Genomic DNA, 24,429 nt, shown 5'->3' on the forward strand with positions numbered 1-24,429 from the left:
CCGACACGACGCCAGAACCTCGACGTGGAACCGCGTTTGGTGCGCAGGCGTATTCGCTGTCCGCAAGCGTCCCGGAGTTCCCATGATTACGCCCTTCCACAGCGGTCAGCCCGCCACCCGGTTTTCCGACCCGGCCGCGTTCCATCAGCGCCTCGCCCGCTGGAACAACCGGCGACTGGCGCCGGGCGTTCCCACCGACGACTGGCGTGTCCAGGCTGCGGAGGATGCGGACATGACCCTGCTGGAAGGCGGGTTCGTTGAACGCGCCCGCGCCGAGATTTCGGCAATGGTCAGCAACCTCCCGATGGACGTCGAGGGCTTTATCGCCTGGTTCGAAGCCTTAAAGGGAACGGGCCCCGGCGAGGGCGATCCCCTGTTCCCATGGCTGGCGGAGACCGCGAACCTTGAGCAGATGCGCTGGTTCCTGCTGCAGGAAGTCGCGGGCGAAGCCGGGTTCGAGGATCTCGTGGCGATGGCCCAGGTCAAGATGCCGACGCGCCCGAAACTCGAGCTGGCCCGAAACTACTGGGACGAGATGGGCCGGGGATCCGAGGGCGGCATGCACGGACCGATGTTGCAACGGCTCGCCGATGCTCTCGACCTCAAACCGACCATTGAGGAAACGGTCTGGCCGTCCCTGGCGCTGGGCAACACGCTCGTCGCCTTCTCCACAAGCCGACGATACGCCTTTCACGCCTTGGGCGCGCTGGGCGCTGTCGAGCTGACAGCCCCCTGGCGCGCCGGCCACGTCGCAGCTGGGCTCAAACGTCTCGGCGTCGGATCCGAGCGGAAGTATTTCGCCCTCCATGCGACCCTCGATGTCGAACATTCCCGAACCTGGAACGAGGAGGTCCTGCGGCCATTGGCGGCGGAGTATCCGGACTGCATCCGCAGTCTCGCCGAAGGCGCGGTCATGCGCCTGGCTGCGGGCGCGCGTTGCTACGAATCCTACCGTGCTCATCTCTGGGAAACGACGCCGCTGCTGCGGTCAGCATGATCGCCGCGATCGGGTCCCGGCCGCCGGCTGACGCGGCCCTGCTCGACCTTCTCGCCGCCCTCAAGGCCGTCCGGTACGCCTTTGTCACCCCGACGCCCGCCACCCACGCCCTGGTCCGCCAGCGCTCGGCGGCGGCGGACGCGGATATTTTGCGTGACGTGTTCGGCTGGTGCCGCCCGTTCCGGCTGGATCAGCTTCCTGGGACGTTTGCGACACTGATGCGCACCGCCGGCGTGCTGGTCGAAGACGGAGGCGGGTATCGCAGTACGGTTCGGGTCAGCACCCTGGCGGATAGATCGTTTCTTCACTCGGCACCGACCCGGGACAACGACGCAGTTTTTCTCGGTCCTGACAGCTACCGGTTCACACGGTTCCTGACATCCGCTCTCCGCAGGGGCGGGAGCGTCTCTCGGGCGCTCGACCTGGGAACCGGCGCAGGGGCGGGAGCCCTGACCCTCAAGGCCATTCTCCCCGACAGCGAGGTCCATGCATCGGATATCAACCCCGCAGCGCTACGGTTCGCCGCACTGAACGCCGCCGCAGCCGGGCTCGACATTCGCTTTCAGCAGGCCTGTGGACTGCCGGCGGCGCCGGCCATGTTCGATCTCATCATCTCCAACCCGCCCTATATCGCGGGCGACGCGGGAAAAACCTATCGGGACGGCGGCGATGACTATGGAACGGCCCTGGCGTTAGACTGGGTGCGTTCGAGCGTCGGACGACTGGCGTCCGGCGGCCGATTTATTCTCTACACGGGCGCGCCTGTCGTCGCCGGGCGCGACATCGTGCGCGACAACCTGACGGTGCTCAGCGCCGAACAGAATCTGCGCCTGGAATACGAGGAACTCGACCCGGATGTCTTCGGCTCGAGCCTTCGGCTGGAAGCCTATCAGTCGGTCGAACGGATCGCCGCGGTGGGCGCGATTCTGACGGAACCCTAGCCGAGCGGCTTTTGATAGATGTCGCCCGACCGGGCCGGGGAGACGATAGCGGCAATGGCCCGCAGGGCCTCGTCCTCGCTCAGTCCGTCCTTCGGATCGCTCACCCGCGTGAGGATGGCGTCGATTTCGAGAAGCTTTCCGCTCAACGGCGCGGTTTCCACCGTCCTCCAGACCTGGTCGACCATACCCATGGCGTATCTCCTTTCCCCCATAACGCTCGGCGCAGATCAGCGATCCTTGCCTGTCGAAAATCGGCGCTGACCGCCTCTGTTAGGACCCGGGCCCGACACTGGAACCTGAGCCGGTTCGGACAGTTGGCTTGCTCGCACAGGAGATCGCCCATGCAGCCAAGCCCCGCTCGCAATCGCGCCGTCATGCGGCTGAAGGCCGGCAAGGTCTCGGCCGTCTTAAAGGTCGAGCTTACCAATACCGGACTGGTGGCGATCGGCGGTCTCGTCTGCGGAATTCTGGTGTCAACCGCCGGTCTCGTGTGGGTCGCGACAGCGACCGCCAGAGAGCATCCGGTCGTTACCGCGCTGCGCCGTCGCTAGTGCTGACAGGGGCTGCCAAGGGTCGGACGCCCATGCGACGTCAGGAATTTTAGCGCTTGGCCTGGCGGGGGTGAGGGCCGCGTCTCTTTGCCGGATCCGGAGCCGGCTTCTCCAGCACCCGGAGCGCGCTATGGATCTTCGTCCGGGCCTGACGTCGCCGGGCCATCGCACCTCCCAAGGCCGCTGATTCTCGGGATCGCCTCGGCCCGCGTCTTGTGCTGGCGGATTTCCGCAGTCGGATTTCGGTCTACGTAAACTGGAGTTGGGCGTGGTTCACGCAGGGACGCAGCGCACGCCTGATCACCCGCGCAGCCTGAACGGGAACCCGCAAATCGGAACCGCGTTCGGGCGCTTAACCTGTGATGACGCGCGCCCAGGCGACCTGCGCCACTGTCGCCTGGACCGCGATGGAGGATCGGTATGCCAGAATATCACTTTGGTCTTCTACCCCATGATTCAGCAGAGACCCGGTTTGAGACGATAGAGGCGGTGGACGACGAGCAAGCGCGAAGCCTCGCCGAAATCCGGCTGTTGATGACGCCAGGGATGGCAGGCGTGAGCGTTGTCTGCTCAGGCGTGGAGCTTGTTCGACTGAGCCAGACGGCGTCGCCTCCTTCCGGCTCAACCGAGGGGATGGCGGGCAGTCGGCCAAATGCGTCGCCCGACGCGCGCGAGGGTCTGCCCAAAGCATGATCGACGCCTCCGCCGTACCTGAAGACCCGCTCGACACGCCGCCTCTCCTCCCCCAAGACACTGTTCCGGCGACCCCTTTCGATGATCTAGCTCCGGGCCTTGCAGCGCTGGGTTTCCAGCAAGCCGCCTGGCGCGGCGAAATGATGAGCCGGCCGCGGCCGGGTCCCGGCTTGCGCCTCGTCACCCGAGGGACCGCGTGTTTGACCCACACGGAATCCGGACTCTGCACGGCCATGATTAGCGAGGGATTCGCTATCGGCTCCTCCACCGGCGTTTGGTTGACGGACGGGGCCTACACCGACGTGCCATTCGATCAGTTGTGCGACGCCTACGGATCGGCGGCGGCTCTGGCGGTCTGGATACGAGCGGCGGATCTCGCGCGCTCCGCGGTCGAGACCGAACTGACGTGTTTCGTCCATCACACCGCCCCCCGGAGGTTTGCGCGATGGTTTCTTCCGCTGGCGGGAACTGGCGAAGCGATCCATCTGACCCAGGTGGAACTCGCGCGATTGGGCGGCCTGCAGCGCACGAGCGCCTGCGCGGCCATGGCGATCCTGCAGGCGGCGGGCGCCCTCAAGGTCATGCGCGGCCGGTTCGTCATCCAAGACCCCGACGCCCTCGCGCTCGCCGCGTGTGATTGCTGTACGCGCTTCGCCAGCCCTGATGGCCGAGGCGGCCCTGGTCAGATGAAGGGATCGGCGGAGCTGATCGCCGGCCCGGGATTCGTCGCGCCTTGAGGGAGGCATCCAGCCGCCTTCCGCGATTGCGCCTTTTATGAACCGATCGGGGTCAGTTGCTTTCAGACCCTGCACCACACACAGGACGACCGATGCCCCGCTATTTTTTCGATACGCAAGACGGGCGTTGCGTTCGGGATCCGGAGGGCGCCGAACTGCCCGACGCTCAGGCCGCCAAACGGGAAGGTCTGTCGATCCTGGGCGAAATCCTCCGCTATCAGGGCGAGGAATTCTGGAAGACGGCGCATTTCAGCGTCATTGTCACGAACGCTGCGGGGGAGCGGATCGTGACCCTGACCGCCAATGCGATCGAAGACATCGATGACCGAACCATCGGAGCCCCCCATGAGCCTGCTGACTGAGAAACTGGAGCGTCGGGACGTTCTGACCGACCTCGAAAAAGCAGCCATCTCCGATCTGCTGGATCCACCGCGCGAGGTGAAGGCGCTGTCGGATATCGTGGCTGAGCATTCGCGACCCGACCATAGCACCCTGCTTTTGGGCGGGTTCGCCGGCCGGTATGTGACCCTCGCCGACGGCCGCCGCCAAATCACGCAGATCAGCGTCGCCGGCGATTTCGTCGACCTGCACAGCCTGCTCATGAAACAGATGGATCATGGAGTTGTGGCCCTCACCGACGTCACCGTGGCGAACGCATCCCACCGCGGGCTGCGCGCCATCACGGAACGTCACCCCCACCTGACGCGTGTGTTGTGGCTGGACACCATCGTCGACGCGGCAATCCATCGGCAGTGGATCGCCGCCATGGGCCGACGCACCGGTCTGGCCCAGCTCGCCCACCTGCTCGCCGAGCTTTGCCTTCGACTGGAGGTCGTCGGTCTTGCGCGCGAACGCACCTTTGAACTTCCACTCTCCCAGGCCGTCCTTGGAGACGCCCTTGGATTGTCCGCCGTGCACGTAAGCCGCCTTGTTGGCGACTTGCGCGAGAGCGGGCTCGTCCAGTGGGTCCACCCAACGGTGAAGATTCTCGACTGGGACGGGCTGGTCAGGATCGCCGAATTCGATCCCACCTATCTCAGGCTCCACAGCGAACCCGTCTGATCGTTGTCCGGGTCGTCCGTGAAGCAATGCGTGAACCCGACCGTCGCCTCCCCGACGCAGGAACGTCTGTCGATTACGAGATCAAGCCCCTCCTCACCGCCGCCTTGGCGCCAAGCGCACGGACCTGACCGATGATCCCGTCCCCGCCAACGCCGGACCAGCTTGTCTCATCCGTCTTGATCGACAGCCTTGTCGCAGAGCTCATTGCAACAGGCCTGGTCCAGGGGGAAGACCTGGCCGAGCGTATTGACCGGTTTGCAGAGGGCTACGAGCCTGCGAGCCAGCAGATCTTGAAGGCCTTCGCCCGGAGCTTGCGTGCGCAGGCCGGCCCGATGCTGACGGTTATCGATGGCGGTCTGGGCGGCGCCGGAGCCCTGCCCGCCGCGCCCGTCGAGAGCGAGAACCACCCGCGCAGCGTGGGTTGCGACCCGGCGCCGCCGTCCGCAAGCCCGACCGTGTCCGGGGACGGGACCCCGGAGCCGGGATGAACGCCTCGCGTTCGAAGGGGTTGACGCCTTAGCGCCGTGCGCGCTCCGTCATCGGGCGTTTCCGGCCGCGGGACCGTGCAGTGCTGCGGGATCGTGACGGACCGCTTGTGGCCGCTGGCGCCTTCCGTACGGGCGCCAGCTCGATCCAGACCGGGGCGTGATCGCTCGCACCCTCCGCCGCCCGGGCTTCCCGGCTGACGCCCGCCGCTGCCAGCCGAGGCTGCAGCGAGGGGCTGAGAAGCAGGTGATCCAGACGCATGCCCTTGTCATCACGCCAACGGTGTCGAAGATAGCCCCAGAATGTCCACAGCGGTCCCTGCGGGTAGACGGCGCGCAGGCTGTCTCCCCATCCCTGGGACAGCAACCGCTCGAACGTGACCCGGCTTTCAGGCTGCAGCAGCGCATTGTCGGCCTCGCGATGCCCCGGGTAGATGTCGTCGTCCGTGGGAACGATGTTGTAATCGCCCGCCAGAACAACGGGAACGCCCGCCGCGACCAGTCCGCCGGCATGGTCGATCAGACGCTTCATCCAGGCGAGCTTGTAGTCGAACTTCGGGCCCGGCCTGGGATTGCCGTTGGGCGCATAGAGGCTCGCGAACAGGATCCCGTTGACCGCCGCCTCGATGTAGCGGGCCTGCTCATCATATCGGTCGCTCGGTAACGCGCGCCGGGTCAATACCGGCGTGGCCCCGCGGGCAAGGATGGCGACGCCGTTCCAACTCCTCTGGCCTTGCCAGACTGCGCCATATCCGACCGCTTCGATGGCCTCGATCGGAAAGGCCGAGGTCTCCGCTTTCAGCTCCTGCAGGCAAACGACGTCCGGCCTTACGACCTCGAGCCAGGAGAGCAGGTTCTCCAGGCGACGATTGACGCCGTTGATGTTGTAGGTCGCGATCCGCAAGGGTCGCTCAGACCTTTCCGAGTCGCTTGATAGCCGCCGCCAGAGGTCTTTCCCCTTCGCAGTAATTCTCCCACGCGGTCAGCTTGCGGACCAACGCCGGGGCGCTGCGCACCGTATAGCGCATCGGGTCCAGACCCTTCCTGACCTGGCTCCAGGTCAGGGGCATCGAGACCGGTGCGCCGGGGCGGCCCCGCGGCGACAGGGGCGCCACAGCCGTCGCCATGCGATCGTTGCGCAGATAGTCGAGAAAAATCCGCCCGCCGCGGTCCTTCTTGGCCATGGTGATCAGGTATCGATCTGGCGCGTCCGCGCCATGACCTTGCAGACATCGCGGGCGAAGGCCTTGGCGGTATCCCAGTCCAGGTTCTTCGCCTTCAAGGGGGTCACGACATGCAGGCCCTTGCCGCCCGTGGTCTTGCAGAAACTGACAAGTCCAAGCGCCTCAAGACGATCCCGCACTTCTCGCGCGCCTTCGATGACCGCCTCGAACGGAACGTCCGGCGCCGGGTCGAGGTCGAACACGAGACGCCCCGGCTGTTCGGGGGCAAAGGGTTCGCTGTTCCAGGGGTGAAGTTCGACCGCTCCGACCTGGGCCACGGCGATGAGGGCTTCGACCCGGTCGAACTGAAGATAGGGCTGGCGGTCTCCCCACACCGTCACTTCCGAAATGAGCGCCGACTGACCCTTGCCCGAATGGCGTTGGAAGAATTTTTGTTCGCCCTCGATCCCGTCAGGCATCCGGATCATCGAACAGGGACGGCCCTTGATATGGCCAAGCATCCACGGCCCGACCGCCTCGTAATATTCCGCGAGGTCCTTCTTGGTCACAGGTCCTCCATCGCCCGCATCGGGCCAGAGGGGTTTGTCGGCGTTCGAGATCGTAACCCCCATGACGGGTGCGGATCCACGCGGGGTTACGGTCCGTGCCCGGATGGTGACCGGTTCGGCCAAGGGCGTTTTCGCCGCCGGCGCGGGAGTTTCAGCCTCGACCTCGCGGGCCGGCTTGTCCTCACGCAGCCCCTTGAAGCTGGCCTGCCGGATCGAGCCGTCCCCTGTGAACCCCGCGTATTCGATCTCCGCCACCAGCTCCGGCCGGATCCAGTGGATGTCCGCCGCGTTGCGCGGCGCGCCCTTGCCCTTGAAGGGATTTTCCGAGGTCTCGAGCGCCTTGAGCCGGGGCAGGATCCTGTCGACGGTCGTGCGGCTGAAACCGGTGCCGATGCGGCCGACATGGACGAGGCGGCCGTCGCGATAGACGCCGGCGATCAGGGATCGGAAGGCGTCCCCGGTCGTGGTCCAGCCGGCGATCACGACCTCATGTCCCTGACGACATTTCGACTTGGTCCACGTCTCGCTCCGTCCGGACTGGTAGGGTGCGTCCAGGCGCTTGGAGACAATGCCTTCCAGGTCCATGCGACACGCAGAGAGCAGCACGGCGTCGCCGGCCGTCACGAAATGGTCGACGTAGCGCAGGTTGGCGGGCGCGTCCGCCATCTCCGCCTCCAGACGCGCCTTGCGTTCGGATAGCGGAAGCGGCCTCAAATCCTCGCTGCGGGAAAAAAGCAGGTCGAAGACGAAGAAGACGAGATTGCGGGTCTCGCCCTCCGAGATCGCGGCCTGGAGAGCGGCGAAGTCCGGCGCTCCCGTATGGTCGAGAGCCACCACCTCGCCATCGATGATGCCATTGCTCAGCCCGGCGCCCGAGGCGACGATCTCCGGGAATTTCGCCGACCAGTCGAGGCCCTTGCGAGTCCGTAGAGTGGCCGTCCCGTCCGCGGTGCGAAGCTGCATGCGATAGCCGTCGAACTTGATCTCGTGCGCCCAGTTGGGCCCGACCGGCGGCTTCTCCATCGACTTCGTCAGCTGCGGCTCAACGAACTCTGGGAGGACTTTCACCTTTCGAGGGCTCGCGCGCTTGCGGGCCTCGGTCGCGGCGCGGTCAACCTTTTCGGGCGCCGTCTTGCGGTTGCTGCGCCAGACCGCGCCGGCGTCGGGCCCTTTTGCGGTCATGAAAGGCTTGACCGTCCTGCCCTTGCCATTGGTGATTTCCGTCATCGTTCTGCCTGACGCCACGGATGTGTCCGCATCGGTCGGACCGGTCGGATTGCCTTCGCGAGCGCCGTCGTCACGATGCTTGATCAGCATCCACGGCGGTTTGCCTTTCGCCCCTTCGTTCTTCTTGAGCCGAACGAGGACCCAGGACCCGTGCATGCGCTCGCCCTCCATGACGAACTTCAGCTCGCCCTTTCGCAGAGCCGCCCCGACGGACTCAAAGCCCTTTTCGGGCGCCCAGAATCCGCGGTCCCAGAGCATGACCGTACCGCCCCCGTACTCGCCTTTGGGGATCGTCCCCTCGAAGTCACCGTAGTCGAGAGGGTGGTCCTCCACCTCCATTGCGAGACGGCGATCCTTCGGATCCAGCGACGGCCCCTTGGGAACCGCCCATGACCGAAATGTGCCCTCCCACTCCAGTCTCAGGTCAAAATGGAGGTGACTGGCGGCGTGCTTCTGGATGACGAAGCGAAGCGCTTGGGATGGAACAACGGCCGCGTTGTCGCCCGACGGTTCGGCCGTGCGAGAAAAATCCCGCATGCTTTGATAGGTGTCGAGCTTGGAATCCGCCATGATCGCTCCGACCGGTTTGAGGACCGGACAACGATCGAGCCGCCCACTCGATCCTTGTTCGGCGGCCGTATCCGGAATCCTTTTTGCGCCAGGCGCGTTGACGCTTCGAGGAGACCGATCATGACCCAGGCCGAGCCCGCCGCCCGTCGATTTCATGTCCATGCGCGCCATACCGAAGGCCACAACGCGAGGGTCGTCGAAGAGGTGTCGTTCGAGGCCGCAGCGGTCGCCTATGTCGAGGACTTCAGTCCGCCCGTTACGACCGAAGACGATCTCAGCGTGATCGTGCGCGACGTTGAAAGCGGCCACGAGCACTGTTTCCGCATTGATCTCGAAACCGGCGATGCTGCGCCTTGCGGCTGAACTGACGCTCGGGAGAACGATTCGCCCGGCCAGTCGTTGAGGCCTCTGAACTGCGCAGCTCAGCGCTGGAGGAAAACGTCATGGCGCCCCGTCCCAGCTGGCAAGGTCACCTGAAGCTTTCGCTCGTGACCTGCCCCGTCTCGCTCTATACGGCGACCAATGCCGGCGGAGACGTGCATTTCAACCTGATCAATCCGAAGACCAACAACCGGATCAAGATGATCACCACCGACCCTGATACGGGGCCGATCGAACGCTCGGAACTGGTGAAGGGCTATGAGGTCTCCAAGGGCGAATACATCCTTCTGACCGACGAGGAGATCAAATCGGTCAAGCTGGAGAGCACCAAGACGATCGAGATCGAACGTTTCGTTCCGGGCGACGAGATCGACCGGCTCTACTGGGACAATCCCTATTACCTCGCTCCGGATGGCAAGATGGCGCAGGAGGCCTTCGGCGTGATCCGGACCGCCATGGAGAAGTCGGGGCAGATCGCGCTGGCGCGCGTCGTCATCTCGACCCGCGAGCGGATCCTGGCGCTCGAGCCGCGCGACAAGGGCATTCTCGCCTACACGATCCGCACCGACGCCGAGGTTCGCAAGCCCGACGAGATTTTCTCCGGCATCAGCGACGCCAAGCCCGACGCGGCGATGATCTCGATCGCCGAGAAGATCATCGAGCAACAGGAAGGGCCGTTCGATCCCAGCCAGTTCGTCGATCGCTACGAAGAGGCGCTCAAGGCTTTGATCGAGGACAAGAAGAAAGGTCACAAGCCCGCGAAGGTCGACGAACCCGAGGACACCAACGTCATCGATCTGATGTCAGCCTTGCGCGCAAGCCTCGGCGGCAAGGCGAAGGCCCCGGCAAAGTCCACGGCGAAAAAAGCCGCAAAGCCGGCCGCCAAGGCGAAGGCCCGCAAGGCGGGCTAATCCGAGCCGCCCGCGCGGCGAAAGGCCTCTCTCGCCTTGACGAGAGCCGCGGTAGCCGCCTTGCGCTCGACGACATAGGCCTCCTGTGCCGCTGTCCGTTGCGCTTCCAGCGCCGCCTCACGCTCTCGAAAGCGCGCCTCCTCCGCCTTTCGGTCCTGATCCACCTTCCGGACAAGGGCCTCCGCCGCGTCGAGCGCACGACGGTCGACGGGCTTTGCGGGCTTGACCGCCTTGACCGGTGCACGTTCGGGTTTCGCGCGGGCGGCCTTGGGTTGCGGCGCGGGAACGTCAGGCAGGCTTGTCGCCTCCACGGCGAACGCGTCCTTCGATCCGACCGCCCGCTTGAGGACGACCTCAGGATGTCTGACGGCTATCGCGACGGTTTCAGGATCGCTGATCTCCGCCGCCTGTCCTGAAGCGAACAGGTCCTGATGGGTGCCCCACGCACGCAGCGCCGCCGCCCGGCTGGGCGCGGCGACGACCGTGTCATAAAAACCGAAGGGCGCCTGGAAAACCTTGAGACGACGTTTGGGCGGCTTGCTCACATCTGTTTCCTCTGGCGGCTCCCCGGCAAAATCTCCGGAGGCGGGTTTGGCTCCATGGTGGGCGCGTGAAAGCCGCGCCCCACCGATTGCGCGGACCTGCGCGACGCCCGCACGAGGTTCAAGCCCAGCCAGGCCGGTTCAGGCCGGCAAAGGAGATGTGCGTGGCCGATGACCAGACCTCTCCCCTTGAAGTCGACCCGCTCGGTATGTCCGGCAAACCGGTCGGGCTAGGCCAGGACGCCTGGGACATAGGCCCACGAAAAACCAGAGGACCCGCGCGCCCGCAACATCACGCCCCCGGCGCTCCCGACACGGAAGACGACACGGCCGATCCGAATGGCCAGGCCCGGATAAGGGAACGGCCCGCCGCAGAAGGCGCGGCGGGCCGGAGGTTTCCATAGGCGTAAGCTGTGCGCGGCGAGGAGTCGGGGTTCATCGACGCGCACACAAACTAAACAGGCCAGACAGAGCAGAGTTCCCTGGCTTTGCTGGTTGGCGGTCGGTCAGATCACCCCCTCGATCAGGCCGAGCGTCTTCGCTTCCTGGGCTTCCAGGTACCAGTTTTCAGGCGCCCTCCTGAGCACTTCATCCATGGTCACGGACGACCCGGCGATGAGGTTTTCGAACCCCTCGTTCTGGATCGCGATCGAATGTTCAATCTCATGAAGGGTGGCCTTCACCGAGGCGATGCAGGTCGTCAGCGGGCCATTGATCTCCAGTGTTTTGCAGAGCTTGCGTTCGTGGATCATCAGGCGCGTCCCCCGCGTCAGATACCGGTTTCCGCGTGCAAAGAAGCTCATGAAAGTGGCGCCGGCGGAATAGATCGCCGCCTTGCCCAGGAAGACGAAGCGGCGCTCGGCGGACAGTTCGCTGTGAAAGCGGATGTCCTCGCCCATCATTCGCGCCACCTCGGGGTCGCCGCCCAAGGTCGACAGTTCGACGACCACCAGGCCCGTGCGCGGGGCGTCGGCGAATTGTCGTCGGAAACTGTCGTACATGTCATAGTCGACCGTACCGCACAGCAGGATACGCGGTGCGTCAAAAGCCTGCGGGTTCAGGGTTTCATTCCAGTCTGTCGTCATCATCGCACTCCGGGGATGCCAAATCGCCGGCAGGGGCGCAGGGTTCCCGGGTTTCCGACGCCTCGACGTCCTTCACCACGCTGCGGGCTCGGAAAGCCGCCGCCTGCTCGCTGTCCAAGGTTCACCTCGATCGGCCGTCGCCAGGGGGTCGCCCGCTAAAGCCTTCCGCTTCAGGTTATGCGTTTTGGCGGAAACGGGATCGCTGGCCGGAAACGTCTCTTCCAACCCCTCGTCAATCAGGGCTTCCTGCCGATCCTCGGCTTCGGCGGTGTGCGGCGCCAGTTGGTCTGGCTTGCCCTCCCCTGGCGTCACATGGACAGCGTGGGGCGTCTCGATATCGGCGTCGCGTCGGGTGTGGGTCGTCATCTGATGTCCTCCTCCGCCCTGAACGGCCGGTTGACTTACGGGTTGAAGCGAGTTCGGCGGAACGCCGACGGTTTCGGGCGTCGTGGGCTCCGGTCCAGGGGCGGTCAGCCCGCCCAGAACGTACACCCCCCTCTCGACCAGGGCCCGGGCGAGCCGCGCGGAACTTTCGGCGGCGAGAATCCGTCCTTTTTGACTGTCGTCCACCATCGTCACGGGCCGTACGTCTCCCGCGTGGCTTCCCGACCCGTATCGACCCGTAGTCGCGATATCACTGCGCCTCCAGTCCGCCATCCATAACGCCCGAACGAGCCGGGCCCGGGTGGCTTTTGAGAAGCCCGAGCACATTGTCGAAAAGCGCAGTGGCCTCGTGGTCTCCGAGGGCATCAAAGTCGACGGCTTGCGTCATCGCATCGAGGCGCCGCACGACGTCGGCGCAGGCCGCGTGGTCTCCCGGCGTCTCCTCGATAGTCCAGTCAGCGATCGCAGCGATGGCCTGCAACGCCTCCTGTTCCGTCATCTGGCTGTCCTGCAGCACGGCAACGGCGGCGATCTCGCTGATCTCGCGGAGCGCGCGCCGACAGGTCTGAGGGTCGATAGACGTCATGGCCACAAAACTCTCTGCAAGCGCGGCGGTTCATTACGGGTCTTTGGGTGTCGGCCACCCGACTGTCCGCAACACGACCCGGGATTACGCGCCCTTGTCCTGCCATTGATCGTGCGCCTGAACTGCGCCTCACCGTCGATGTCGAGGGCTCACGAGTTGGAGAACAGCGCCGCCTGGCGAAGCCCGTCGAAGATGAACTGGACCGCCAGACCGGCGAGCAGGACGCCCGAGACGCGACCGACGACATCGGCGCCGGTGCGGCCCAGCCAACCGACCAGACGCTCTGCGAGACGCATGGCCCCATAGGTGGCGGCGAGGGTTATCGAAAGAACCGCCAGCACCGCCGCGGCGTCCATCCAGGTCGTCGTGCGTCCCATAACCAGAACTGCCGCAGCCAGGCTGCCCGGCCCTGCGATCAAGGGAAACGCGAGGGGAAACACGGCGATGTCGCCCGGGGCCTTCGCCTCGCGGCGCTCTCCTTCGTCGATCGAGGACATGCCGGGATTTGAAAATGTCAGACTCAAGGCCTGCAGAAAAAGCAGCACCCCGCCCGCAACGCGAAAGGCAGGAAGAGAGATGTGCAGCCACGACAGGACAAGACCGCCGCCGATCGCGAACAAACCCAGCATGCCTCCCGCGATCAGGACCGCCCGAGCCGCGAGCTTTCTTCGATCGGCGCGATGAACGCCTGACGTCAATCCGGCAAAAATGACTGCGGTCTCAACCGGCCCGATCGTCACGATAAACGTCACCAGGGCCGACAGAATGCCCGCCTCCAGATGCATCGCCTGCTCCTGTCCTTAAAGCGTCAGCATTGGACTTCAGGCCGACGGCGGCCAGCTGACCTGGCGGGCGGTCCGGTTCGCCATACGATCGCCGAACCGCGCGCCTTGGTTCAGGGGGGACGGCGTCCCGACATTCCCGACGGCTGGAGCGTGAGTGGAATCCCGGGGGTCAGTGGGCGCCAGCCGGCAAGACGCCGGGGCGAACGACCGCCCCGGCGCTGTGATCACAATCAGGCGGCGGCGCGCTGATCTTCGAGCCTGGAAGTCTGACCTGTGCTGATCTCGATCCGGCGCGGTTTGAGGGCCTCGGGCAACTGACGCTCCAGATTGACGGAGAGGAGGCCGTTTTCCAGGACGGCGTTCGTGACCAAGACATGGTCCGCGAGCTGGAAACGCAGATCGAAGGCGCGCTGGGCGAGACCGCGATGAAGGTAGGTCTTCTGATCAGTGTCCGCGCCGACATTCCTGTCGCCCTTCACGATCAGTTGGCCTTCGTTCATTTCGATGGCGAGGTCATCGGTGGTGAAGCCCGCGACGGCGATCTCCACGCGATACGTGTTCTCGCCCGTGTGCTCGATATTGTAGGGCGGCCAGCCATTCATGTCGGTCGCGCGCGCAGCGGTCTCGAGCAGGCTCGCCATACGGTCGAAGCCCACCGCGGAGCGGTAGAGCGGGCTGAAGTCGATAGTACGCATGTCATCCTCCTGGAACAGCAAGGTTGAAACCGTCCCGCGATTTCCCGGAACGGAGGGTTGATCGGATCGGTCGCGATCCGGAAGGCCCTTCCGGCGCCCTCGGCCGGAAAACTGGTTTGCCGCACTGTGGTTTCAAGCCGATCAGGCAAAATTTTTATGGCGGTTCCTGCCCCCTTCTGCGCGCATCCGTCAGGAGGCCGAAGGTCCGCAGGACGACCGTCGGACCAGGACAGTAGGCTAAGGGCTCCGCCCTCGCGCAGGCCAGGGTGAAGCGGCTACGCCGCCGGACCGGCCGGTCTCCCCGGCCTTCCGCGCCGGCTGAATTGTCATATCGCCGCGAGGGCAAGGCTTGTGCAGGTCGGGCGATCCCCCTCCGGCCGGTCCGCCCTGGCCTTTGCTACCCCGCTCTCGCCGAGGGGCAGGGTTTCAGGCGCGCAGTTCGCGTGCCTGCAACCCATGCCCAAAGGAGGCAGAGACATGACTGCTCAATCGATCGAAGCGACCGCGACAGCCGCCGTAAGCGCGGCGTCCGGCAGAAGCACCGAACCTGTGCACGGTGCGGAAATCATCGTGCCGCTGAACCGGTTGAAGGCCTCGCCGAGGAACGCCCGCAAGGTCCCCCATAGCGTGGCGACCATCGAGGCCTTCGCAGCTTCCATCAATGCCAAGGGGGTGTTGCAGCCACCCGTGGTCGAGATCGAGACCAAGGAGGATGGGACCCCGACCGGGAATTACCTCGTCACCATCGGCGAGGGGCGGCGGCAGGGCCTGAGGCTTCTGGCGAAGCGCAAGATCATCAAGAAGACCCACCCGGTGCGGGTGATCGTGGACACCGAAAACGACGCTCATGAAATCAGTCTTGATGAAAACATCACCCGCGAAGCCATGCATCCCGCCGACCAGTTCGAGGCCTTTAACCGGCTGGCCGTCGAGATGGGTTATGGACCGGAGGAGATCGGCGCGCGGTTCGGGGTCTCGGCTTATGTGGTGCGCCAGCGTCTGCGGCTGGCCTCGGTGGCGCCCGAGCTGATCGCGACCTACCGGGCGGGCGGCCTGACCATGGACCAGTTGATGGGCTTCGCCGTCAGCGAGGACCATGAGCGTCAGCGTCAGGTGTTCGAGCGGATCAGCCAGAACACGCCGGGCTACGCCGTCCGGCGCTACATGACCGAGGCCAAGGTGGAGCTCGACGACCGGCGCGCCCGATTCGTCGGGGTGGAGGCTTACGAGGCGGCGGGCGGGGTGGTGCTGCGCGACCTCTTTACCGAGGACGGCGCGGGCTGGCTGGAGGACATCAGTCTTCTGGACCGGCTGGTTCAGGACAAGCTGGACGGGCTTGCCGAGGATGCTCGCGAGCGGGAGGGATGGAAATGGGCCAGCGCCCATTTCGACTTTCCCTATGGCGAGACCTACAGCCGGGTCTATGCACAAGCGGTGGAGCGGTCGGAGGAGGCGTGCGCAGCCATCGCGGGCCTCTCGGCGGAGTACGACCAACTGGTCGTCGAGATGGAGGACGCCGAAGCGCCCTCGGCGGAGCGCGACGCGCGGCTGGAAGAGATCGATGCGGCCTTGCAGGCCTTCGGTCCGGACTTCGCCTATTCCGCCGAAGACCTCAGCCGTTCCGGAGTGATCGTCACTCTCGGCTATGACGGCCTCGCCCGTTTCGAACGGGGTCTGGTGCGGCCCGAGGACGTGCTGAAGGCGCCACGCGAGGCGTCGGAAGAGGCTTGGGAAGAGGCAGGCGACGCCAACGGCGAAGGCGAGGCGGTTTCCGGTGACGAGGGTCGCGGCACAGAGGCCGAGGCTGACGAAGGGTTGGCGCCCCTGTCGGAGCGGTTGGTCATCGACCTCACCGCGCACCGCACAGCGGGATTGCAGGACGCCCTGGCGCAGGATGCGCCCCTGACTCTCGCGGTCGTCGTCCACGCCATGGCGCTCCAGACCTTCTATCCCGGCTACGACCAGACGTCGCCGATGTCGCTTCGCCTCGGCTTTATCGGGTTGGAGCGGTTGGCGCCGGGGGTCAGCGAAGGCCCGGCGGGACGGCGAATCGGCGAACGGGGAGAGGCGTGGCGGGCCCGCTTGCCGGCCAAGGCGGCGGACCTCTGGTCCGGGCTTCTCGATCTGCCCGGTTCGGACCTGCTCGACCTGATGGCGCATTGCGCCTCGCTCGCCGTCAACGCCGTGCGCGATCCTCATGACCGTCGTGTCGGGGCGTGGGCTCAGGCCGAGGTGCTGGCGACGGCGTCCGGGCTGGACATGACGACGACCTGGACCGCCACCGCTTCCAGCTATTTCAGCCGCGTCGCCAAGGCGCGGATGCTGGAGGCGGTGACCGAGGCCGTCGGCAAACCGGAGGCCGACCGGATCGCCGGGTTCAAGAAGGCGGATATGGCCGACGCTTCCGAACTGCTGGTCGCTGGAACCGGGTGGTTGCCGCCGGTGCTGCGGACGGCAAAGGCGCAGGCGCCGGATGATCCCACCGTGACCGTCTCCGACACTGTCCCGCAAACGGATGACGGCTACGCCTTCGCCGCGGAATAAGGGCTTTGCCTCCATGGGCCGGATCACGCTCGTGATCCGGCCCATTCGCCTTGTCTGTATGAGACGAACGTTAAGGCGCCCCGACTTCTGGAGCGTCATTCCCTGGCTCACGGACTGCGCTACGCTCGGCGATAGCCAGGGAGACGCCGTCCAACCTGCACAAGCGCCGCCTAAATGAGTTGTCGATAACTGGAACAAACAAGGAACATTTGCTTGCAGCCTTGGGCGTCGCGGAGTCACAATCCTTTCGGGTCGGCGCCCAGGGAGAGACGATCATGCATCCGAAACCGACGAAATCCGCCCCGCCGCGTCTGCTCGCCAACGGTCTGGCCGACCGCTCCGCGCCGGGCGGCCACGACGACAGGGCGGCGACATCCCTCGCTCTTCTCGCCGCCGCCCTGCCCGCTTTCGCCCGCCGTCCGGCGCGATGACCCCATGCCTGACCCCAATCGTCCACGCATCGCCCGAGACGATGTCGCGCCCGCGTTCGGCCCGCGCCTGATCGTCCAGTGCGATCGTCCGGGCTGTGAACACGCTGTCCTGCTCGATCCTCGCCCCCTGTTCGGCGGGCGACGGTTCTGGCCGCCTGAAGGCCGGTCCGGCCGTTTCCGGTGCCGGTGCGGTCATCGCGAGGCGGTCGTCAGCTACACCCGCCATTCCACCGCTCCGAACGGACCGATCCCGGCCGCCGCCATCGCCCTGTGGTACTGAGATGGCTCGACCGCCGGCCCCGAACACCCGCATCTGCTGCGTGCGCCGTGTCCTGACCCTGCCGGATCACACCGGCGCACAACGACTGCTGCATTTCACCGTAGAGGGCCTGGCCCGCCGGACCCGTTCGCGGACCCTGGCCAGGTCCCTGCGTTCGAAGGCGATGCGGCCTTCTTTGAGATGGAGCAGAGACACAAGACGCGTCTGGGCTATGCCGTCCTGTGTCAGGTCGAAAGGCCCCGGCACTGGACACGGTGATCGCCCCGTCATCGCCGCCGGACAGGCATTTCACACGCCCTTCGCGATCCTCGCTCGGAGCCGATCCCAACCCTCCCGTCGACAGGGTATCCAGGTCTGAACAGGGGTCGGATGATCTGTTGAAAAAACGGCATGGGCGCTCGACACGCCGTCCGAACGATTGTCTTCGGTCGCTATGAAGCGTCTGTCACCGATCGAATGGGCCCTCGTCAAAGGCCCCATCTCCCACCTCAGCCTGCCCGCCGGGAGCGCCTCCCAACGCGCGCGGATGACGGACTGGCTGGAGCGCCGTCCCGGCGCTGGATGGTTCTACGTCTCGGGTGACAACTACCATTTTGGCGCCGCGTCCGATGCGGCGGACTTCCGGCGTATGGCCGTCAGCCTCGAGGCCTGACGCAGCCCGTGCGACTCTCATCCACAAGACGGGGCTCTCAACGACCCCGCTGACGCCGACCGCTCGGTCCCAAGAGACGAGGCCCCCCATCGATCGCAGACAGGTTCCTGGCGCAAAGGGCCGCGCCCTTTCCGGGCAAGGATTAACGCGGTTGGACCCGGGCGTCCGGCGATGGTCCTGTCGCATCGACCTGATCGGGTCCAACTGATGCGCCACCGGCCTCACGGTGTGAGCAGGCCGCCACCCGGGGGTCACGTCTCTTTAGGGCGCGCTGAACCGCGTCCCGAGGGGCTGTGCATTAAGGTCGCCCCAACCTCCGTGAGCGTGACAGCCCCCGTCAGGACCGTCTCGTCCGGCGAAGGGTGGGCCATCAGCACACCCGTGCGTGAGAGTGAGCGAGGCGCTCCAGCCGCATCCGCCCGGGCGGTGAAGGGGTGTGGATCGTCCTGCCCTCTCCCGATGATCCGCCAGCCTTGCGCGGTCTCTCAATGGCCTGATCTGACCGGGCGCCGGGCGGCTTCCCCAACCGGACCGTCCGGTTTCTTCCCCGGCCTTCGGCCTCCTCGCGAGACAAGAAACCCGCCTTGTCCGGTCCTCCGCTGCGCTGCGGGGACTTGCGCCACAGGCGCTTCGCCCTGCGGACCGCCCGTCTCCCGGTCTCCCGATCGCCATCGAGGCCGCGGCAGGCGTGGCCCGAAATCAGCAGGAGAGACGACAATGGCCACCATCGGCACCTTCACCCAGGCCTCGGACGGCAGCTACGCAGGTTCGATCAAGACCCTGACCCTCAACGTCAAAGCGGCGCAACTGCGCCCCAACGACAAGACCGACGACAAGGCTCCGGACTACCGGATCTTCAGCGGCCAGACGGAGTTTGGCGCGGCCTGGAAGCGCACCTCCAAGGACGATCGCGAATACCTCTCGTGCAAGCTGGACGACCCCAGCTTCCCGGCTCCGATCTACGCCTCCCTGGTCAAGACCGATGATGGGCACAGCCTGATCTGGTCGCGCTGACCACAGACGGCGGCGCCCGCGGGCGCCGCCGCCCCTTTCCCAATCCCTCAGACAAGGAGAGCGCGATGTCCCGCGCCCACAAACCCGCTCGCCCGCAACTCCGCCATCCCGATCCCCACCAGACCGTGACGGACCGCATCATCGCAGACCTCGAGACCGGTGTGCGACCCTGGACACGCCCCTGGGATAACGGCGCAACAGGCGCCCGCCCCCGTCGTCACGACGGTCAGCCCTACCACGGCGTCAACGTCCTGACGCTGTGGGCCGAAGCCGCTCTGCGTGGTTACACCCGCTCGGTCTGGATGACTTTTCGCCAGGCCCTCGCACTCGGCGGCTGTGTCCGCAAAGGCGAGAAAGGCGTCCCTGTCGTCTATGCCAACCGGCTCGTAAGCGCCGGTCCCGACACGGACGCCGACCCGCATCCAGGTCCGGATAGCGCACCGCGGTCTCGTGGCTTCAGCATCCTCAAGAGCTATACAGTCTTCAATCTCGATCAGATCGACGGTCTGGCGGACCGCTACCCCGCGACCGTTTCCGCCATCCCGGATCCTGCCCTGCGGGTCGCGCGCGCGGACGCCTTCTTCGCCGCCACAGGCGCCGTTGTCGCCCATGGCGGCGGCCAGGCCTTCTATGCGCCCGGCGCCGACCGCATCCAGATGCCGGCATTCGAAAGCTTCCGGAACGTCGAGGGCTATTACGCCACCCTCGGGCACGAGATGACCCACTGGACCGGTCATCCGAGCCGCCTTGACCGGAACTTCGGCGCCGGACGCTTTGGAGACGAGGGCTACGCCCGCGAAGAGCTGGTCGCTGAACTGGGAGCCGCCTTCCTGTGCGCAGACCTTGGATTGACGCTGGAACCGCGTCCGGATCACGCGGCCTATCTGGCGTGCTGGCTGAAGGTCCTGCGCGCCGACAAACGGTTCATCTTCACCGCCGCCGCCCACGCCGAGCGCGCCGTCGCCTGGCTGCATGACAGACAGCCGCCGGCTGTCTGAGACCGCGCCGCCGGCCACAAGGGGCGATGACGGCCGGACATCGGGCGATGCCCGGCCGCCGACTACTCACCCAGGTCGATCCACGAAATCTTCTGCTCACCGCACGCGGCGATGTCCGCCGCCGATGCGAGCCCCCGCAGGAGCCGTACCGTGTTCGAACCGCCAACCCCTTTGCCGCCCCGCTATCTCCGCACCCCGGAGGCCGCTCGCCAACTCGGTCTGTCGGGACGCACGCTCGAGAAGCACCGCACCTACGGGACCGGACCCGTCTATCGCAAGATCGGCGGACGGGTCGTCTACGCCCTCCAGGACCTCGAGGCCTGGGCCGACCGGGGCGCAAAGGCCTCCACCTCCGATCCCGGAGTCGGCGTCGTCCTGCCTGCCCGTCGCCCCGATGCGAGCCAGAGCGGCCGGTCCGGAAGCCGGTCATGACCTCCGGCGCGCCCTCCTCTCCTGAACGCCCGCAGTTGGTTCCGGCGCTTGCATCGCCTCGCTCTGACGCGCTCACCTGGGTTGAACTGGTGTTCGACAAGGGGCGGATCGAACGCTGGATCCGTTTCGGCGCCGTCATCGACCAACGGATAATCACCCGCCAGAACCGGTTCGTCGCTTTTCATCCCGGCAGTGTTTTCGCCTTCGTCCGGTGGGCCGCCGGCGAGCGGGGAACGGTCGTCTCCCGCCTCGACATCCTCATGGCCCCTTCAGCCTCTCAAGCACGAACCAGCGTGCCCGGAGTGACCCCCGGCGGCGTGAGCCTTCTCCGTTTGACCGGCTGGCCTCGCGTGAAGGCGGCGCTGGAGGCCATCGACGCTATCGAGGCGATCGGCATCGCTCCGGAGGCCGTCGCTCCGGACCACTGGCGACATCTTCACAACCGCCTTCTCGTCGGAGAGCAAGCCCAGACCTACACGGCGAGCCGTCATGCCGCTTGGTTGCTCCGGAGGGCGGTTAGGTGACCCGGTCCCTTGCCCTCGGCGCGACCCTCGCCGGCGCCCTGCTGATGTGGGCGCCGGTGGATATTCCCTTGCCGACGCTGCTCGTCTGGAACGCCAGCGCCAGCGCCCCGATTGGTCTGTACCGGGTCGATCCGGTCTCGCCTGCGCGCGTCGGGGACCGTGTGGTGACCGATCATCCGCCACAGGTGGCGGATCTTCTGGCGATGCGGGGCTACCTGCCGCTCGGCGTGCCCCTGATCAAGACCGTGGCGGCCGTGGCGCCCGCACGCGTCTGTCGGTCAGGCGAGACCGTCTCTATCGACGGAACACCCGTAGCCGAAGCGAAGCGCGCGGACCGTCTTGGCCGACCCCTCCCCGCCTGGTCGGGATGCCGAATCCTCGCGGCCGACGAGGTCTTTCTGCTCACCGCCGATGTCGCCGATTCCCTTGACGGTCGATATTTCGGACCGTCTGCGAAACGCGCCATCAGAGGCGTCGCCCACCCGATCCATGTGCGGGAGCGCCGACCGTGACTCGGCGATGGCGAGCCTCCCGCCAGCGCCTGGTCGTCGCGGTTTCCGGCGCCCTGATCGCCCAGGCCTGGCCCCAGAGCACGTCGGCAAGCGTGGCCCGGGCGGAAAGCCGGCCCGTTCCGGAGAGCCTCGTGGCGAGCGCGATCACCGAAGCCGCGTCGCGTTTCGGCCTGCCCGAGCGTTGGATTCGCGCGGTGATCCAGGCGGAAAGCGCCTTCGACAGGATGGCGACATCGCCCGTTGGAGCGATGGGATTGATGCAGGTGATGCCCGCGACCTATCGCGAGTTACGCACCCGTTACGGGCTCGGCGGCGATCCCTATCACCCTCGCGACAACATTCTCGCGGGCGCCGCCTACCTGCGCGAGCTCTACGATCGGTTCGGCGCGTCAGGGTTTCTGGCCGCCTACAATGCGGGCCCGGGCCGCTACCAGGAACATTTGCAAACTGGCCGGCGGCTCCCTGCGGAAACCCGGATCTACGTGGCCCGGATCGCCGCGCGGCTGCGGGGCGATGCGCAGGATGGGGCGCAAAGGACTTCCGTGAGAGTGGCTCCGGCGGGGGCTCCGGACCCTGCCTCCGCCGCCCTCTTCGTCGTCCTGGGAGGGGACCGGGGCGTCACGTCGCCCGCAGCGGCGTCCGCCCATTCCGAACTCTTTCCTGATGCTGGGCTCGGACCCTCCGGTCATGAGTGATCGTTTGGGACTGGCTCTCGAAAGGCTGAATCGGGTCTGGATTGAGGGACAGCCGGGAGGGCAAGATAAAAGCCGCGAGGTGCGGCCGGGGTGGGGGATGGTTTTCCTCAAGCCTTTCAACGTGAGCCCGCGAGGTGTCCGTTCGGACGACAGGCTGCGGACCTCCCGAAAAGACCGAAACCTCGGGCTTTCGCGCACCTCGCGTCGTCCAAAATGACCGAGGACGACGATTTTGAGGTCCGGCCCGGGCGCATCCGCCAGGGCCGCGCGAGGTCGGGCTCGGCCCTGCGCCAGGTGCTGGGCTCGGTCGAGCGCGCGGGCGGCTTCAATGCCGGCCGCATCACCCGGTCGAGCGTCTTCGGACGCGGCCGTGTGGGCGGCCTCCGCGCGGTGCGCCGGCTCGGTTCGGGCGCGCGTTCCGTGGTGATCAAGACCCGTGTGGTTCGCCAGGCCGCGGGCGCCGCGTCCCTGTCCGCCCATCTGCGCTATCTTCAACGTGACGGCGTGACCCGGGACGGGGAGCCCGGTCAGCTGTTCGACGGGCAGGCCGAGGGCGAGACGCGCGCGACCTCCGGATCGTTCGCCGCCCGATGCGAAGGCGACCGGCATCATTTCCGCTTCATCGTCTCGCCCGAGGACGCCTCGGAGCTTCAGGACCTCAAGGCCTTCACCCGCGACCTGATGCGCGCCGCCGAGGGCGATCTCGGCACGCGGCTGGACTGGATCGCGGTCGAACACTGGAACACCGGCCATCCCCACGTGCATGTCCTGGTGCGCGGCGTGACCGATCGAGGCGACGACCTCGTGATCTCACGCGACTATATCACCCAGGGCCTGCGGGCGCGGGCCAGCGATCTGGTCACTCGCGAGCTCGGTCCTCGCACCGAACACGATATCCAGCGCGGACTGGTCCGCGATGTGACATCGGATCGCTGGACGCGGCTCGACGGCCTGATCGTGCGCGAGGCGGCTCGTACTGAAGGCCGCTTGGACCTTCGCCCCGGCGAGGATCCGGCCCGTCCGTGGCGGGCGATCAAGATCGCCCGGCTGGAGACGCTTCAGGACCTCGGCGTCGTCCGGCCCGAGGGTCCTGCGCAATGGCGGCTTGCGCCCGACGCGGAGGCTACTTTGAAAGGCCTTGGACGACGCAGCGACATCATCGCGCGGCTGCATCAGGGGCTGGCCTCGGCAGGCCTTTCGCCTTCGCCGGAGCGACTGCAGATCGGGGAGACCGTCTCTCGTCCCTTGATCGCCCGGGTGATCTCGCAAGGTCTCGATGACGAATTGAAAGGGTCCGGCTTTCTCGTTCTCGAGGGTCTGGACGGGCAGGTGCATCACCACCGTATCCGCGACCTGACCGGGCTCGATGTTCGGGCCGGGGCTGTCGTGGAACTGGCGCCGATCAAGAGCGGGCAAGCTGGTGGGCGGTTGGCGCTCCATGTTCGCGCCGATCTTTCCGTCGAGGCCCAGGCTGTCGCGCAGGGCGCGACCTGGCTCGACCGCAGGCTTCTCGAAGGCAAGCGTGGGGGACGCGACGCGCCGGCGGCGGCGACGGGATTTGGCCAGGCTGTGGCGAACGCGCTCGAGCGCCGGATCGCGCATCTGCAGACGCAAGGTCTGGCCCGGATCGAAAACGGTCGGGTGCGACTGGCGCCGCAGATGCTGGACACGTTGCGGGACCGTGACCTCGCTTCGGCTGCTCGCCGGCTAAGCGGAGAGACCGGTCTCGTCTACCGGCCGGCGGTCGAGGGCGAGACGGTCTGCGGAACCTACCGACGCCGGGTGACCCTGGCGTCGGGCAGGTTCGCCATGATCGACGACGGCCTCGGCTTCACACTGGTCCCCTGGCGTCCCGCGCTTGAGCGACAGTTGAACCAGACCGTCTCTGGCGTGGCGGGACCCGGCCGGTCGATCGACTGGCGGCCAGGCCCCGTCCGGGGACCGGGCCGATGACCTCACATCCCAAAACCTGGAGCCACGGCC

28 protein-coding genes and 1 pseudogene are annotated in these 24,429 nt (G+C 66.3%); 20 read left to right on the top strand and 9 right to left on the bottom strand.

Annotation, left to right across the window (positions count from 1 at the left end; translation table 11 throughout):
- The first annotated feature begins 82 nt into the window (after nucleotides 1-82).
- Together IFJ75_RS13455 and IFJ75_RS13460 are read left to right on the top strand one after the other, a co-directional pair.
- Nucleotides 83-997 (top strand): iron-containing redox enzyme family protein, encoded by a 915-nt coding sequence (locus IFJ75_RS13455; protein ID WP_207868696.1) that lies wholly within the window; start codon nucleotides 83-85, stop codon nucleotides 995-997.
- Nucleotides 994-1,938 carry a methyltransferase gene (locus IFJ75_RS13460; protein WP_207868697.1) on the top strand — a complete coding sequence of 315 codons (945 nt, stop codon included), beginning with the start codon at nucleotides 994-996 and terminating at the stop codon, nucleotides 1,936-1,938. Before IFJ75_RS13455 ends, IFJ75_RS13460 begins: the two co-directional genes overlap by 4 nt.
- Here IFJ75_RS13460 and IFJ75_RS13465 read toward each other — a convergent pair.
- A complete protein-coding gene (locus tag IFJ75_RS13465; RefSeq protein ID WP_207868698.1) occupies nucleotides 1,935-2,129 on the bottom strand; it encodes a hypothetical protein in 195 nt (64 codons plus the stop codon). The two genes, IFJ75_RS13460 and IFJ75_RS13465, sit on opposite strands and share 4 nt — an antisense overlap.
- Before the next feature lie 150 nt (nucleotides 2,130-2,279).
- On the opposite strand from IFJ75_RS13465, the gene IFJ75_RS13470 reads away from it, so the two are divergent.
- The 5 genes from IFJ75_RS13470 (at nucleotide 2,280) to IFJ75_RS13490 (ending at nucleotide 5,469) form a co-directional block, all read left to right on the top strand.
- Entirely contained in the window at nucleotides 2,280-2,489 is a 210-nt protein-coding gene (locus tag IFJ75_RS13470) for a hypothetical protein (RefSeq protein ID WP_207868699.1), read from the top strand.
- 689 nt (nucleotides 2,490-3,178) lie between these two features.
- The gene (locus tag IFJ75_RS13475; protein WP_207868700.1) at nucleotides 3,179-3,919 is read left to right on the top strand and encodes a Crp/Fnr family transcriptional regulator; all 741 of its coding nucleotides are present in this window, start codon (nucleotides 3,179-3,181) and stop codon (nucleotides 3,917-3,919) included.
- A 92-nt stretch (nucleotides 3,920-4,011) separates the two neighbouring features.
- Entirely contained in the window at nucleotides 4,012-4,281 is a 270-nt protein-coding gene (locus IFJ75_RS13480) for a DUF6894 family protein (RefSeq protein ID WP_207868701.1), read from the top strand.
- Entirely contained in the window at nucleotides 4,265-4,981 is a 717-nt protein-coding gene (locus IFJ75_RS13485; protein ID WP_225896821.1) for a Crp/Fnr family transcriptional regulator, read from the top strand. The genes IFJ75_RS13480 and IFJ75_RS13485 overlap by 17 nt, the downstream gene beginning before the upstream one ends.
- 176 nt (nucleotides 4,982-5,157) lie before the next feature.
- Nucleotides 5,158-5,469 carry a hypothetical protein gene (locus IFJ75_RS13490; RefSeq protein WP_207868703.1) on the top strand — a complete coding sequence of 104 codons (312 nt, stop codon included), beginning with the start codon at nucleotides 5,158-5,160 and terminating at the stop codon, nucleotides 5,467-5,469.
- Between the two features lie 28 nt (nucleotides 5,470-5,497).
- On the opposite strand, the gene IFJ75_RS13495 is transcribed toward IFJ75_RS13490, so the two are convergent.
- Nucleotides 5,498-6,370: an exodeoxyribonuclease III gene (locus IFJ75_RS13495; protein ID WP_207868704.1), complete on the bottom strand. Its 873-nt coding sequence runs from the start codon at nucleotides 6,368-6,370 to the stop codon at nucleotides 5,498-5,500.
- A gap of 7 nt (nucleotides 6,371-6,377) precedes the next feature.
- Nucleotides 6,378-9,166 (bottom strand): annotated as a pseudogene (ligD, locus tag IFJ75_RS13500) (DNA ligase D).
- Here ligD and IFJ75_RS13505 point away from each other — a divergent pair.
- Together IFJ75_RS13505 and ku are read left to right on the top strand one after the other, a co-directional pair.
- A complete protein-coding gene (locus IFJ75_RS13505; protein WP_207868705.1) occupies nucleotides 9,116-9,358 on the top strand; it encodes a DUF5961 family protein in 243 nt (80 codons plus the stop codon). The pseudogene ligD and the gene IFJ75_RS13505 sit on opposite strands and share 51 nt — an antisense overlap.
- Before the next feature lie 80 nt (nucleotides 9,359-9,438).
- Entirely contained in the window at nucleotides 9,439-10,287 is an 849-nt protein-coding gene (ku, locus tag IFJ75_RS13510) for a non-homologous end joining protein Ku (RefSeq protein WP_207868706.1), read from the top strand.
- Here ku and IFJ75_RS13515 read toward each other — a convergent pair.
- The 6 genes from IFJ75_RS13515 to IFJ75_RS13540 form a co-directional block, all read right to left on the bottom strand.
- On the bottom strand, nucleotides 10,284-10,832 hold the full coding sequence (locus IFJ75_RS13515; RefSeq protein WP_207868707.1) for a cell envelope biogenesis protein TolA: 549 nt from the start codon (nucleotides 10,830-10,832) through the stop codon (nucleotides 10,284-10,286). The two genes, ku and IFJ75_RS13515, sit on opposite strands and share 4 nt — an antisense overlap.
- A gap of 503 nt (nucleotides 10,833-11,335) precedes the next feature.
- Nucleotides 11,336-11,779, bottom strand: coding sequence for a Clp protease/crotonase-like domain-containing protein (locus tag IFJ75_RS13520; protein ID WP_225896822.1), 444 nt, complete (start codon nucleotides 11,777-11,779; stop codon nucleotides 11,336-11,338).
- 207 nt (nucleotides 11,780-11,986) lie between these two features.
- Complete coding sequence (locus tag IFJ75_RS19765) at nucleotides 11,987-12,280, bottom strand: hypothetical protein (protein WP_225896823.1); 294 nt, start codon at nucleotides 12,278-12,280, stop codon at nucleotides 11,987-11,989.
- A gap of 268 nt (nucleotides 12,281-12,548) precedes the next feature.
- Nucleotides 12,549-12,884, bottom strand: a complete 336-nt coding sequence (locus IFJ75_RS13530) for a hypothetical protein (protein WP_207868709.1) — start codon at nucleotides 12,882-12,884, stop codon at nucleotides 12,549-12,551.
- Between the two features lie 149 nt (nucleotides 12,885-13,033).
- On the bottom strand, nucleotides 13,034-13,669 hold the full coding sequence (locus IFJ75_RS13535; protein ID WP_207868710.1) for a MarC family protein: 636 nt from the start codon (nucleotides 13,667-13,669) through the stop codon (nucleotides 13,034-13,036).
- A 230-nt stretch (nucleotides 13,670-13,899) separates the two neighbouring features.
- Nucleotides 13,900-14,364 (bottom strand): Hsp20 family protein, encoded by a 465-nt coding sequence (locus tag IFJ75_RS13540; protein WP_207868711.1) that lies wholly within the window; start codon nucleotides 14,362-14,364, stop codon nucleotides 13,900-13,902.
- A 477-nt stretch (nucleotides 14,365-14,841) separates the two neighbouring features.
- Here IFJ75_RS13540 and IFJ75_RS13545 point away from each other — a divergent pair, with 477 nt between their 5' ends.
- The 11 genes from IFJ75_RS13545 (at nucleotide 14,842) to IFJ75_RS13595 (ending at nucleotide 24,399) form a co-directional block, all read left to right on the top strand.
- Complete coding sequence (locus IFJ75_RS13545; RefSeq protein ID WP_207868712.1) at nucleotides 14,842-16,908, top strand: ParB/RepB/Spo0J family partition protein; 2,067 nt, start codon at nucleotides 14,842-14,844, stop codon at nucleotides 16,906-16,908.
- Between the two features lie 275 nt (nucleotides 16,909-17,183).
- The gene (locus IFJ75_RS13550; protein WP_207868713.1) at nucleotides 17,184-17,339 is read left to right on the top strand and encodes a hypothetical protein; all 156 of its coding nucleotides are present in this window, start codon (nucleotides 17,184-17,186) and stop codon (nucleotides 17,337-17,339) included.
- A 4-nt stretch (nucleotides 17,340-17,343) separates the two neighbouring features.
- Nucleotides 17,344-17,619, top strand: a complete 276-nt coding sequence (locus IFJ75_RS13555) for a hypothetical protein (RefSeq protein ID WP_207868714.1) — start codon at nucleotides 17,344-17,346, stop codon at nucleotides 17,617-17,619.
- Between the two features lie 433 nt (nucleotides 17,620-18,052).
- Complete coding sequence (locus IFJ75_RS13560) at nucleotides 18,053-18,271, top strand: hypothetical protein (protein ID WP_207868715.1); 219 nt, start codon at nucleotides 18,053-18,055, stop codon at nucleotides 18,269-18,271.
- Between the two features lie 717 nt (nucleotides 18,272-18,988).
- On the top strand, nucleotides 18,989-19,285 hold the full coding sequence (locus IFJ75_RS13565) for a DUF736 domain-containing protein (protein WP_207868716.1): 297 nt from the start codon (nucleotides 18,989-18,991) through the stop codon (nucleotides 19,283-19,285).
- Between the two features lie 65 nt (nucleotides 19,286-19,350).
- Nucleotides 19,351-20,283: an ArdC family protein gene (locus IFJ75_RS13570; protein WP_207868717.1), complete on the top strand. Its 933-nt coding sequence runs from the start codon at nucleotides 19,351-19,353 to the stop codon at nucleotides 20,281-20,283.
- A 150-nt stretch (nucleotides 20,284-20,433) separates the two neighbouring features.
- Nucleotides 20,434-20,715 (top strand): helix-turn-helix transcriptional regulator, encoded by a 282-nt coding sequence (locus tag IFJ75_RS13575; RefSeq protein WP_225896824.1) that lies wholly within the window; start codon nucleotides 20,434-20,436, stop codon nucleotides 20,713-20,715.
- Nucleotides 20,712-21,239 carry a DUF2840 domain-containing protein gene (locus tag IFJ75_RS13580; RefSeq protein ID WP_207868719.1) on the top strand — a complete coding sequence of 176 codons (528 nt, stop codon included), beginning with the start codon at nucleotides 20,712-20,714 and terminating at the stop codon, nucleotides 21,237-21,239. Before IFJ75_RS13575 ends, IFJ75_RS13580 begins: the two co-directional genes overlap by 4 nt.
- Nucleotides 21,236-21,751 (top strand): S26 family signal peptidase, encoded by a 516-nt coding sequence (locus IFJ75_RS13585; RefSeq protein ID WP_207868720.1) that lies wholly within the window; start codon nucleotides 21,236-21,238, stop codon nucleotides 21,749-21,751. Before IFJ75_RS13580 ends, IFJ75_RS13585 begins: the two co-directional genes overlap by 4 nt.
- 131 nt (nucleotides 21,752-21,882) lie before the next feature.
- Nucleotides 21,883-22,446 (top strand): lytic transglycosylase domain-containing protein, encoded by a 564-nt coding sequence (locus tag IFJ75_RS13590; RefSeq protein ID WP_225896825.1) that lies wholly within the window; start codon nucleotides 21,883-21,885, stop codon nucleotides 22,444-22,446.
- A gap of 213 nt (nucleotides 22,447-22,659) precedes the next feature.
- Nucleotides 22,660-24,399, top strand: a complete 1,740-nt coding sequence (locus tag IFJ75_RS13595) for a relaxase/mobilization nuclease domain-containing protein (RefSeq protein WP_207868721.1) — start codon at nucleotides 22,660-22,662, stop codon at nucleotides 24,397-24,399.
- Nucleotides 24,400-24,429 lie beyond the last annotated feature (30 nt).

The sequence above is a fragment of the Brevundimonas goettingensis genome, assembly GCF_017487405.1.
In the GTDB taxonomy this organism is placed as follows: domain Bacteria; phylum Pseudomonadota; class Alphaproteobacteria; order Caulobacterales; family Caulobacteraceae; genus Brevundimonas; species Brevundimonas goettingensis.